General features: G+C 61.0%; 9 protein-coding genes. 5 read left to right on the top strand and 4 right to left on the bottom strand.

Annotation, left to right across the window (positions count from 1 at the left end; translation table 11 throughout):
- The first annotated feature begins 67 nt into the window (after positions 1-67).
- The 3 genes from CAG25_RS14780 to CAG25_RS14770 all read left to right on the top strand — a co-directional run bounded on the left by CAG25_RS14780 (position 68) and on the right by CAG25_RS14770 (position 3,180).
- Positions 68-829 (top strand): PIG-L deacetylase family protein, encoded by a 762-nt coding sequence (locus CAG25_RS14780; RefSeq protein WP_085611716.1) that lies wholly within the window; start codon positions 68-70, stop codon positions 827-829.
- 91 nt (positions 830-920) lie between these two features.
- Positions 921-1,718 (top strand): endonuclease/exonuclease/phosphatase family protein, encoded by a 798-nt coding sequence (locus tag CAG25_RS14775; protein WP_085611931.1) that lies wholly within the window; start codon positions 921-923, stop codon positions 1,716-1,718.
- 391 nt (positions 1,719-2,109) lie between these two features.
- Positions 2,110-3,180, top strand: a complete 1,071-nt coding sequence (locus CAG25_RS14770) for an autotransporter outer membrane beta-barrel domain-containing protein (protein WP_085611717.1) — start codon at positions 2,110-2,112, stop codon at positions 3,178-3,180.
- 57 nt (positions 3,181-3,237) lie between these two features.
- Here CAG25_RS14770 and glgB read toward each other — a convergent pair whose 3' ends face one another.
- The 3 genes from glgB to CAG25_RS14755 form a co-directional block, all read right to left on the bottom strand.
- Positions 3,238-5,469: a 1,4-alpha-glucan branching protein GlgB gene (gene glgB / locus CAG25_RS14765; RefSeq protein WP_085611718.1), complete on the bottom strand. Its 2,232-nt coding sequence runs from the start codon at positions 5,467-5,469 to the stop codon at positions 3,238-3,240.
- Between the two features lie 2 nt (positions 5,470-5,471).
- Complete coding sequence (gene treS, locus CAG25_RS14760; RefSeq protein ID WP_085611719.1) at positions 5,472-8,813, bottom strand: maltose alpha-D-glucosyltransferase; 3,342 nt, start codon at positions 8,811-8,813, stop codon at positions 5,472-5,474.
- Between the two features lie 170 nt (positions 8,814-8,983).
- On the bottom strand, positions 8,984-10,978 hold the full coding sequence (locus tag CAG25_RS14755; RefSeq protein ID WP_085611720.1) for an alpha-1,4-glucan--maltose-1-phosphate maltosyltransferase: 1,995 nt from the start codon (positions 10,976-10,978) through the stop codon (positions 8,984-8,986).
- 216 nt (positions 10,979-11,194) lie between these two features.
- Here CAG25_RS14755 and CAG25_RS28655 point away from each other — a divergent pair, with 216 nt between their 5' ends.
- The gene (locus CAG25_RS28655) at positions 11,195-11,353 is read left to right on the top strand and encodes a hypothetical protein (RefSeq protein ID WP_165369575.1); all 159 of its coding nucleotides are present in this window, start codon (positions 11,195-11,197) and stop codon (positions 11,351-11,353) included.
- On the opposite strand, the gene CAG25_RS14750 is transcribed toward CAG25_RS28655, so the two are convergent.
- Positions 11,354-11,890 carry an MgtC/SapB family protein gene (locus CAG25_RS14750; protein WP_039768121.1) on the bottom strand — a complete coding sequence of 179 codons (537 nt, stop codon included), beginning with the start codon at positions 11,888-11,890 and terminating at the stop codon, positions 11,354-11,356.
- Between the two features lie 124 nt (positions 11,891-12,014).
- On the opposite strand from CAG25_RS14750, the gene CAG25_RS14745 reads away from it, so the two are divergent.
- Positions 12,015-12,263: a DUF3203 family protein gene (locus CAG25_RS14745; RefSeq protein ID WP_085611721.1), complete on the top strand. Its 249-nt coding sequence runs from the start codon at positions 12,015-12,017 to the stop codon at positions 12,261-12,263.
- Positions 12,264-12,371: the final 108 nt, after the last annotated feature.

Raw genomic sequence — 12,371 nt, 5'->3', positions numbered from 1 at the left:
GGTCGAACACGCCTGGAGACCGGCGCTTGTGCGACTGAGGGCGAGACACAACAAGGACGTATCACTCATGAAACCGTTATCCCTCAGCGAGAGCGGTCTGCCGGCGCAGATCTGGAACAGCGCCCCGCAGCTCGACAACATTCCCGTCATCAATACCCACACTTTGGTGCCACCCGGCGCCCGCGCCGTGGTCATCGCCCCGCACCCCGGCGATGAAGTGGTGACCTGCGGCGGTTTGCTGCAACTGCTTTCCAGCCTCGGACATCCCTTGCAACTGCTGTCGATCACCGATGGCAGCGCCAGTCATCCGGGCTCGCGCCAGTGGTCGGAAAAACGCCTGAGCGTTTTCCGCCCGCAGGAAAGCGTCGAAGCCCTGCGCCGCCTCGGTTTGCCGATGCACAGCCTGAAATGGGTGCGCGGCGGTTTTACCGACAAGGCCCTGCTCGACCAGGAAACCCAACTGACCGATTTCATCGCCCGCTACCTGCGCCCCGGTGATGTGGTCTTCAGCACCTGGTGCGAAGATGGCACCGCCGATCATGAAGTGGTCGGCCGGGCGAGCGCCAAAGCGGCGCAACAGGTCGGCGCCACTTACCACGACGTGCCGGTCTGGGCCTGGCACTGGCCGGAACGCGATCAGGGACAGATTCCGTGGCATCGCGCGCGCAAGCTGCGCCTCGACACCTGGACCGTCGCACGCAAGAGCCACGCCACCCATGCCTACGCCAGCCAGCTCAATGGCGAACCGGCGATCGGAATCGCGCCGCTGCTGCCCAAGTCAATTCTGGAGCGCATGCGCCTGCCCTACGAGATCGTCTTCGTCGATTGACTGTCCATCGGGCGCGGGCAGCCAGTCAAAGTGAACTGCCCGCGCCCGGATCAGTCGCATGAACAGGCAGTCATGATTCAGAGGAGTGAACGTGTCCAGCGATCCCAAGCGTCATGTCGTCGACGCGCAGACTTCCACCCCGTCCGCCATCCATCGCCTGCGGGTGCTGACGGTCAATACGCACAAGGGTTTCACCGCGCTCAATCGACGTTTCATCCTTCCGGAGCTGCGTGAAGCGGTGCGCAGCACCTCGGCCGATCTGGTGTTTCTGCAGGAAGTGGTGGGCGAACACGAGCGGCATTCCAGCCGCTACCACGAATGGCCGCAGACCTCGCAGTACGAATTCCTCGCCGACAGCATGTGGAGTGACTTTGCCTACGGCCGCAATGCGGTCTATCCCGATGGCCATCACGGCAACGCCCTGTTGTCGAAATACCCGATCCGCGAATACCGCAATCTCGACGTCTCGATCACCGGCCCGGAACGGCGCGGGCTGTTGCACTGCGTACTGGATGTGCCGGGGCATGCCGAAGTGCATGCCATCTGCGTACACCTGAGCCTGCTCGAAAGCCATCGGCAATTGCAGTTGCAGCTGCTTTGTCAGTTGCTCGAATCGCTGCCCGACAATGCGCCAGTGATCATCGCCGGCGACTTCAATGACTGGCAGTTGCAGGGTAACGTCGCCCTCGCCCGCCGCGACTACCTGCACGAAGCCTTCGAACGCCATCACGGCCGCCCGGCCAAGACCTATCCCGCGCGCTTCCCGTTGCTGCGACTGGATCGGATCTACCTGCGCAATGCCAGCAGCCACGACCCGCAGATCCTCGGCAACAAACCGTGGACGCATCTTTCGGATCATTTGCCGCTGGCGGTTGAAGTGCATTTATAGCGCGATACTGACAGCTGTCCTTACATACGCAACGATGCGAAATTAGTCGCCAGGCCCGGTTTCGCAGACCGACTGTCGGTTGCAAAAAGTCTCTGCCTCGCGGCTTCCACAGCGATTAGCCCTACAAACAAGAACTTAGATAAATACGCAAAAACAAAAACTTGCATCACCTGTTTTGACTCGACCGCTCATCGTTCAATTTCTTGACGCAGCGGCTCGGGTCTTCTTAGCTCTACCTTACTACCCCCGGAAACACTACTCGGGGCGAACCCCAGGTCACTCGTCAAAAACGGGCGGCCACGGATTCGCCACGCTCCATTCGGTCGCCCCTCGTTCGGGGTAGGAGAGACGCCAAGGCGAGATACTGCATGCGCTAGCAAGGTAGACCTCCATGAAAACCTCACTCACCTCACAAGAGATCAAAGTTACCTTTTGCACCGTTTCAAGTTCTATCTTGCTGTGCTCGTCCATGGAGGCGCAGGCGGGTCCTGTGGCGGACGAAGCAACACCCTGGTATCGCCAGGACATTCCCGTCATGACCCTCCCCGCCACGGTCGTGACTCCGGGCCCGCAACGGCTCAGCCCACAGCCGGACCTGCGCGGTACAAACCTGATTACCGAAGACCTCGCCCCCTCGGCCTGGGAGCAGCTTTACGGTCCGACGTCCCGTCAGGCGCAAACCGACGTCCTCAGCCCGGGCTTCGCCACACCCGGCACCGGCGACTTCAAGGGGCCCGCCGTGCTGACCTTGAAAAGCAGCAGTGGGCACACCCAGCAAGTCGGCCTGATCGGCGGTGTGAATCAGATCAGGGGCAATGGCAACGGCCTGATCACCAGCCGCGCCCTCGCCGACCCGACCACCGACACCCTCAACCTGCAAGGCCAGAGCCTGGGCGCTTACTACAGCCTGATTGGCCCACAAGGCTGGCACGTCGATCTGTCGGCCAGTGGCGGCCGGGTCAGCGGTTTCAGCCGTAACGAGCAAGGCGCACGCCTGGCCACCGAAGGCAGCGCGATGACGCTGTCGGTGGAAGGCGGATTCCCGATCGGTCTGGGTGAAAACTGGGTGGTTGAACCGCAGGCGCAATTGATCAACCAGCGCATCACCCTGGACACACCCTATGCGGGCTCGGGCAATGCGTCTTCCAGCGACATTTCATCGTGGAGCGGCCGAGTCGGTGCGCGCTTGAAAGGTAGCTATGACCTGAACGGCTTGCCGGTCGAACCCTACGTGCGCACGAACCTGTGGCACACGGTGTATACCGGCAACACGGTGACGCTGGATCAGGTGGACAAGATCAGCAGCAGCCGCAAATCCTCGACCGTGGAAGTCGGACTGGGGCTGGTGGCGAGAATGACACCGACGGTCAGCCTGTACGTCAGCGCCGATTACAGCAGCGACGTGGACGACAACGACCTGAACGGGTTGATTGGCAGCCTGGGGATCCGGATGCGCTGGTGAGCACCCGTATGATCGTTCCCACGCGGAGCGTGGGAACGATCAGTACGGAGCGTGGGATCAGGCCTCGGGTTTAAGGATCAACACCGCGAGCGGCGGCAGATTCAGCTCCAGCGACAACGCTTGCCCATGACTGGCGACCTCTTCGGTGAACGCCCCGCCACCATTGCCATAGTTGGAACCGGCGTAGGTGTCGGCATCACTGTTGAGCAATTCCTTCCAGCGCCCGGCAAACGGCACACCGACCCGGTACGACTGGCGCGGCACCGGGGTGAAGTTGGCCACCACCAGCACAGGCGTGCCGTCCTTGCTCCAGCGCAACCAGGCGTAAACGCTGTTGATCGCATCGTCGCCGATCAACCACTGAAAGCCTTGCGGCGCATCGTCTTGCTCGTGCAGCGCCGGCTCTTCGCGGTAGAGCCGGTTGAGGTCGCCGACCAGTTTCTGCACGCCTTGGTGTTCCGAATATTGCAGCAGATACCAGTCCAACTGCTGGTCGTGGTTCCATTCGCGCCACTGACCGAACTCGCAGCCCATGAACAGCAACTTCTTGCCCGGATGGGTCCACATGAAGCTCAGGTAGGCGCGCAGGTTGGCGAATTTCTGCCAGCGGTCGCCGGGCATCTTGTCGATCAGCGAATGCTTGCCGTGCACCACTTCATCGTGGGAAATCGGCAGGATGAAGCGCTCGGACCAGGCGTAGACCAGGCCGAAACTCAGTTCGTTGTGATGATGGGCGCGGTAAACCGGATCCTGCTGAATGTAATGCAGCGAATCGTGCATCCAGCCCATGTTCCATTTGTAAGCGAAACCGAGCCCGCCCTGCTGGGTGCTCTGGCTGACGCCCGGCCACGCCGTGGACTCTTCGGCGATCACCAGCGCGCCCGGCGCTTCCAGTGCCACCACGTCGTTCAAGTGCCGCAGGAAATCGATGGCTTCCAGGTTCTCGCGACCGCCATGACGGTTCGGCACCCACTCGCCGGCCTTGCGCGAATAATCGCGATAGAGCATCGACGCCACCGCATCGACCCGCAGCCCGTCGATATGGAAATGCTTGAGCCAGTGCAACGCCGATGCCAGCATGTAGCCGTGCACTTCGGTGCGGCCCAGGTTGTAGATCAGCGTGTCCCAGTCCTGATGAAAACCTTCTTGCGGATTGCCGTACTCATACAACGCCGTGCCATCGAACTGCGCCAGACCGTGGGTATCGGTGGGGAAATGCGCCGGCACCCAGTCGAGAATCACACCGATGCCGGCCTGATGGCAGGCATTGACGAAATCGCCGAACTGCTCGGGCGTGCCGTATCGCGCACTGGGAGCGAACTGCGACAGCAACTGATAGCCCCACGAACCGCCGAACGGGTGCTCCATGATCGGCATCAATTCGATGTGGGTGAAACCCAGTTCCTTCACGTAAGGAATCAGTCGTTCGGCCAGTTCTGGCCAGGTGTATTGGCGCGCCACTTCGCCCAGATCATCGAGTTCGCACTGCCAGGATCCGGCGTGCAATTCATAGATCGACAGCGGCGCGCTGTGCTGCTGACGCTCGTGGCGGCCGTTCATCCAGTCCTGATCCTGCCAGTCGATCTGCAACGGTGCGGCGACTTTTGACGCAGTGTCCGGCGGCAGGCTGGTGGCCAGTGCCATCGGGTCGGCCTTCAGCGGCAGGATGCCGTGGGCGCCGAGGATTTCGTACTTGTACAGTTCGCCCGCCTGCAGGCGCGGAATGAACAATTCCCACACGCCAGACGGATGCCGCAAGCGCATCGGATGCCGCCGCCCGTCCCAAACGTTGAAGTCACCGACCACCGACACCCGGCGGGCATTCGGTGCCCACACGGCAAAGCGCACACCGTCGACGCCATCGACGGTTTTCAACTGTGCGCCGAGGCAACTGCTGAGGTCGCGGTGATTGCCCTCGGCGAACAGATACAAGTCCATTTCACCGAGCAATTGGCCAAAGCTGTAGGGATCTTCCGCGACCTGCTCGCCACCGGCCCAGCGGGTGCGCAACAGGTACGGCCGTGCGCCCTCGAAATGCCCGACAAACAGCCCCGGCGTTTCGGTAGCCTCCAGCGGACCGAGTTCTTCGCCACTGTTTTTATCGACAACGGAAACACTCAACGCGCCGGGCAGATACGCCCGGATAAACTGCCCGCCGGCGCCATCGCCGTGGGGGCCAAGAATGGAAAACGGGTCGTGGTGTTCTGCGCGCACTAAAGCATCAATGTCTTTTGCAGTGGGCAGCAATCTTTCTTTAGCGTGACCCTGTTCCCTGTTCGAGAAACTCATGACTACTCTCCACCAAGATCGGAAAAGGGTTTGAGCCCCGTCAATAACCCATACAGACCGTGCAGCGGCACGGGCAGCCAGGTGGGGCGATTTTCGGCTTCATAGGCCACTTCGTAGGCCGCTTTCTCCAGACCGAACAACGCCAGTGCGGCGTCGGCACCTTCAGGATCTTGCCAGGCATGATCAAGACTAGCTGCCGCTTGGCGATATGCCTGGAGAAATGCTTCCCGGGCTTCACGCAGGTAACGCTCCGTGACCCGCCGACGCGCGGCTTCGGCCTCGGGGCTGTTGTCGACGTTGTGCACATTCAGCGCCATGGCCGCGGCATAGTCGAAGGAGCGCAGCACCCCGCTGACGTCCTTGTACGGACTGTGCTTGCCTCGGCGTTCGGCCAGTGGCCGCGCCGGTTCACCTTCGAAGTCGATCAGGTAGGCATCGCCCTTGATTACCAGCACTTGTCCCAAATGCAGGTCGCCGTGTACACGAATCCGCAGACCGCCGGCGGATTGCTTGGCCAGTTCCTGCACGTGGGCAAGGATGGTTTTCTTGTTGTCGAGCAAACGAGCGACCAGCTTCTGATCCGCCGCATCGAGCTCGCCCTGATGCTGTTTGAGCAGCTTCAGCGCATGCTCGACCTGCGCCGCGACATCCTTGCCGCTCGTCTGCGCATCCTTGGCCGAACTGACTTGCGGCGCGAAGTCCTTGTTGTCGCTCGGCGCTGCCAATACCAGATGCATTTCCCCCAGACGCTGGCCGAGCATCCCGGCGAAATCCTTCAGCTCACCCAAGGCGTTGTAGTGCTGCGCCTGCTCGGACACGGCGTCGGCCAGTTCGTCGCGCAGTGCACGTTCGAGGTTGTTCTGCGTCCATTCCCAGGCGTCGCCCTGATTGCTCAGATAGCCCTGTGCAATCATCAACAGATTGTCTTCGCCCTTCCCGTCCCGACGAATCACCGAGCCGAGCAGCGGTGAGATATTGGCAAATCCGGCCGCGGTCAGGTAAGCGCTCATCTCCAGTTCCGGGTGTACGCCGGAAGCGACTTTGCGGATCAGCTTGAGCACCAGACTGTTGCCGATCACCACCGAGCTGTTGGATTGCTCGGCGGACAGATAGCGCACTTCGGATTCCGCGCCGAGGCCGAGTTTTTCCAGTTGCGGCGTCGCCTCGAAACGGATCTCGCCATCACTGGACTCCAGCACCGTACCGCCCTGCATACCTTGCAGCACCGCGCGAACAAATGCTTCAAGGCTGAAGGCATCAGTAATCAAGCCGACCTGGCGAACCCGGCGCACTCGGGCCAGGGCCAGTTGTTGCGGCAATGCCGGCCCGACCTGATCTTCGGCAATGAAGCCGAACGGCAATTGATAACGGCTGGTCTGCCCGCCGCTCTGCACTTCGATTTCGCTGAACAACACCGGATGCTGCGCATCGCCGAAGCGCACGCCGTAGGCCAGTTTCACCTGATCGATGGCGGCGTCCTTGCCGGCGAACCAGCGACGGTTCTGCAGCCAGTTCGGCAGGATCGCCTGTTCGAGGGTGGCGCGGGACGGCGCTTCGAGCAGTTCTTCCATGCGTTTTTTCAGCACCAACGTGGTGAAGTCCGGCAGGCTCTGCGCCGGTTCAACGTGCCAGCTCGGCATCTGGTTTTCCGCCGCCAGACCGAACCAGTAGAAACCGTAGGGCGGCAGGGTCAGCAGGAAACTCAACTGGCCGATGGGCGGGAACGCGTTACCACCGAGCATTTCCACCGGCACCATGCCGACGTAAGCCGACAGGTCGAGTTCCACCGCTTGTGCACTGCGTGACACGTTGGCTACGCAAAGAATGATTTCGTGCTTGCCGTCCGGCCCGGTGTATTCGCGGGTGTAGGCCAGAACGCGACGGTTGGCCGGCGACAACATCTTCAAGGTGCCACGACCGAACGCCTTGGATTGCTTGCGCACGGTCAGCAGGCGTCGGGTCCAGTTCAGCAGCGAATGCGGATCGCCGGCCTGGGTTTCGACGTTGACCGACTGATAGCCGTATTGCGGGTCCATGATCGGCGGCAACACCAGACTGGCCGGGTCGGCGCGAGAGAAGCCGCCGTTGCGGTCGATCGACCATTGCATCGGCGTACGTACGCCGTCGCGGTCGCCGAGGTAAATGTTGTCGCCCATGCCGATCTCATCGCCGTAATACAGGGTCGGCGTGCCGGGCATCGACAGCAGCAGGCTGTTGAGCAGTTCGATGCGGCGGCGGTCACGTTCCATCAACGGCGCCAGACGCCGGCGGATGCCGAGGTTGATCCGTGCGCGACGGTCGGCCGCGTAGTAATTCCACAGGTAGTCGCGTTCCTTATCGGTGACCATCTCCAGCGTCAGTTCATCGTGGTTGCGCAGGAAGATCGCCCATTGGCAGTTGGCCGGGATCTCCGGGGTTTGACGCAGGATGTCGGTGATCGGAAAGCGATCTTCCTGGGCCAGCGCCATGTACATGCGCGGCATCAGCGGAAAGTGGAACGCCATGTGGCATTCGTCGCCATTCACGCCCTCGGCGTCGGTATCACCAAAATACAGCTGGGTGTCTTCGGGCCATTGGTTGGCTTCGGCCAGCAGCATGCGATCGGGGTAATTGGCGTCAATCTCGGCGCGGATCTGCTTGAGAACGTCGTGGGTTTCCGGGAGGTTTTCGTTGTTGGTGCCATCGCGCTCGATCAGGTACGGAATCGCATCCAGGCGCAGGCCGTCGATGCCCATGTCCAGCCAGTAGCGCATGACCGACAGCACGGCTTTCATGACTTGCGGGTTATCGAAATTCAGATCCGGCTGGTGTGAATAGAAGCGGTGCCAGAAGTATTGGCCCGCCACCGGGTCCCAGGTCCAGTTGGACTTTTCGGTGTCGAGAAAAATGATCCGGGTGCCGTCGTATTTCTGGTCGTCATCCGACCACACGTAGAAGTCCCGCGCCGCCGAGCCTGGCTTGGCCTTGCGCGCTCGCTGGAACCACGGGTGCTGATCGGAGGTGTGGTTGATAACCAGCTCGGTGATCACCCGCAGGCCACGCTTGTGTGCTTCGGCAATAAACCGTTTGGCGTCGGCCATCGTCCCGTAATCGCTGTGGACGCCCCGGTATTCGGCGATGTCGTAACCGTCGTCGCGGCGTGGCGAAGGGTAGAACGGCAACAGCCAGATGGTGTTGACGCCAAGATCCGCGATGTAATCGAGTTTGGCGATCAGGCCGGGAAAGTCGCCGATCCCGTCGTTATTCGAGTCGAAAAAGGATTTGACGTGAACCTGATAGATGACCGCATCCTTGTACCAGAGCGGGTCTTTGATGAAGGTGGCAGCCTTGGGTTTCTTCGCCATGTGAAACTCCTGTTCAATTCTATAAACACGGTGAGCCGATCGCTTGGCTCGCAAAACGATGAGCACCCTGTGGGAGCGAGCCTGCTCGCCAATTCGAGTTGGCAGGCAACCTATGTATTGAATGTTGGCCCGCATTCGCGAGCAGGCTCGCTCCCACAGGGGATCTGTGTTCAGGCAGTGATCCGCCAGATTCCGAACGGCTGATACGCCGGGTCGATCCGCATGAATTGGTACTTGCCGTGCCAGTCCCAGCGATGGCCGTTCATCAGGTCTTCGCCGTGGGTGGTGGCATCGTCCGGCAGGCCCATTTCCCACAGCGGCAGCTCGAAATTCGCCTCCTGCACGTTATGTGGATCGAGGCTGACGGCCACCAGAATGAAGTTGCTGCCGTCCGCACTGCGTTTGCCGAAATACAGAATGTTGTCGTTCCAGGCGTTGTAGATCTTCAGGCCCAGGTGACTGTGCAGCGCGGGATTCTGGCGACGGATGCGGTTGAGCTGGGCGATCTCGGCAATGATGTTGCCGGGCTGGTTGAAGTCGCGGACGCGGATCTCGTACTTCTCGGAATCGAGGTATTCCTCCTTGCCCGGCACCGGCGCCGATTCGCACAGCTCGAATCCCGAATACATGCCCCACAGGCCCGAGCCCATGGTCGCCAGCGCGGCGCGGATGAGAAATCCGGGGCGTCCCGACTCATGCAGGAACGCCGGATTGATGTCCGGGGTGTTGACGAAGAAGTTGGGCCGGTAGCACTCGCGCCACGGCGACTCATTCAGCTCGCTGAAATAGGTCGCCAGTTCGGTCTTGGTGTTGCGCCAGGTGAAATAGGTGTAGCTCTGGGTGTAACCGACCTTGCCCAGCCGCGCCATCATCGCCGGGGTGGTGAAAGCCTCGGCGAGGAAGATCACTTCCGGGTACAGCGTGCGGACATCAGCGATCAGCCATTGCCAGAACGGCAACGGTTTGGTGTGCGGGTTGTCGACGCGAAAGATCTTCACGCCCTCCTGCACCCAGCCGACCACAATGTCGCGCAACTCGACCCACAGACTCGGAATCGCTTCCGGCGCATAGAAGTCGACGTTGACGATGTCCTGGTATTTCTTCGGCGGGTTCTCCGCGTATTTGATCGTGCCGTCCGGCCGCCAGTTGAACCAGCCCGGATGCTGCTTGAGCCACGGGTGATCCTGGGAACACTGGATCGCGAAGTCGAGAGCGATTTCCAGACCGTGGTCGGCAGCAGCGGCCACCAGCCGGCGAAAATCCTCGCGGGTGCCGAGTTGCGAGTGAATCGCTTCGTGGCCGCCCTCCTCGCTGCCGATCGCATACGGACTGCCGGGATCGTCCGGGCCGGCGGTCAGGGAATTGTTGCGCCCCTTGCGATGGCTGCGACCAATCGGGTGGATCGGCGTGAAATACAACACGTCGAAGCCCATGTCCTGAATCATCGGCAGGCGCGAGTGCACGTCATTGAAGGTGCCGTGGCGGGTGGGGTCGTCGGTGATCGAGCGGGGAAACAGTTCGTACCAACTGCCAAATTCCGCCAATTCGCGCTCGACGTCCACCGGGAATTCCGCACTGATGCTCAGGTAGGCGCGGTGATCGGCCTCGGCCATCAGTTGCGCACTTCGCGAGTGCAGAAACAACGCGACCTGCTCGGTTTCGAGCAGGCCGGACAATTCGTGGTGCAAGCCGGCCAGTTGTTCGCTGAGCTGACCTTCGCTGCGCTCGGCGGCCTGCTGCACCATGGTGCGTCCCTCTTGCAGCTCGAGGCTGACCGGGACGGCGGCGGTGTGCTTTTTCTCCAGTTCGTACTGAAAACTGGCGAACTGGTCGATCCAGGCTTCGATCAGGAACAGATAACGGCCCATGCGCTGCGGCTGAAACACACCGCGCCAGCCATTGTTGCCCTGATCGCTCATGACTTCGGTCTGCCAGGTCTCGTCACCCTCTTCGCGCCAGCGGATGCGCACTGCCAGTTTGTCGTGACCGTCAGCGAACACCTTGCTGGTGACCACGATCTCCCGACCTGCGATCGCCTTGACGGCAAACTGCCCGCCGTCGAGGGTCGGCATGGTGTTTTCAATGACGATGCGCGGCAACAGCAAGGCCTGCGACAGCGGCATGTGCGGGTTGTAGCTCTGTTCGGAAGGTTTTTCAGCAGTCATTGAGCATCTCTCCTTAACGCCCCAAGGACGCTCGTTTGCCTGTTTGGCGGTCACGGTCGGGCCTGGGCCCGGATGAACTCTCTCAGGTTCCGAGCGGCCGTCGCCGGGAAAAGTTCACAGGGATTTGCCGCGCTACAAAATCGGATCGATTTCGCAGTGAAGTGGTCAATCCACTTAAGCACGTCCCACGCCAAGTGCCACACGGAGGTTCACCCGATGACTATTCCGATTCCCGCTGAAACACCCGATCCGAACATCGACAAACCGACCCTGCCCGAAACCGAACCGCAACCGATCCCTGAACAGGAGCCGCCTGGCACCACGCCACCGCCCAAGGAAGAACCGCCGACGACCATGCCGCCGGTAATCGTCTGATCAGCGTAGGTCGTTGTGGTCTTTCTCGATGCGATCCTTCTCGATGTGATCCTTTTCGAAGACCCTGACGATCCGCGGCATGACACTGAATATTCCCAACGCGAGCAACGTACTGAGCACCGCCGTCGCCTCACGGCCCAGACCGGCCGCGACGCCGATGGCGGCGGTCATCCACAAACCGGCGGCGGTGGTCAGGCCCTTGACGTGGCCTTCGTCGCCTTCATGGTTCTTGAGGATGGTGCCGGCGCCGAGAAAGCCGATCCCGGCAATCACCCCTTGCACCACCCGGCTCATGGCATCGGCCTGGGACCCGGACAATTGCGGCACCAGTACAAACAGCGCCGCGCCCAGAGCCACCAGCATGTGCGTTCGCACCCCGGCAGCCTTGCCCTTGTGCTCGCGCTCAAACCCCAGAATCCCGCCCAAGATGGCCGCCATCAACAGGCGCACGGTGATCCGGGTCAGCTGCGATGCATCGCCGATGTCGGCGAATTCCGCTTGCAGTGTTTCCCACACTTCATGCCACCAGGCGTTCATCGTCCAGTCCTTGTTATGAGTTGATAAAGGATGGACAGCGCCGACCATTAATCGGTTGCGTAGAACGATCTGCTAAACCGCGCACCCTAACTGTTGAGATCCCCTGTGAAAAAAGGACAGCCCCATGCCCCTTCGTATCGATGAAAGCAATCCGGAATCGAAAGTCTGTTTTTTCACCGTGGAAAATGGTGAAGAGATTCGGATCTGCGACACGCTGGAAGTCAGGACAGATAGCGAAAAAGCCATGTCGTTCGTCGAGTTGGAAGGACGGCGCATCTACGTCACTGAAGCCGAAGCGGACGCATTGACCGTCGCAGGCGCCCGGGATGGGCGCAAACACCTGAAGGCCGACGACAGTGATTCGGTGATTTGACTGACCTCGATCAACAACCGGCGCAGAGCTCTGGGATAGGCCTCTGCGCTTTGGCCTGCGGGCTGCTTCAAGTTGTCGCAGGCGTGGCAGAACAGCCCATCTGATACG

Source organism: Pseudomonas sp. B16(2017) (assembly GCF_002113205.1).
Classification (GTDB): domain Bacteria; phylum Pseudomonadota; class Gammaproteobacteria; order Pseudomonadales; family Pseudomonadaceae; genus Aquipseudomonas; species Aquipseudomonas pharyngis.
The sequence above is the reverse complement of the archived record's forward strand: the minus strand, read 5'-3'. Positions and strand labels throughout refer to the sequence as shown.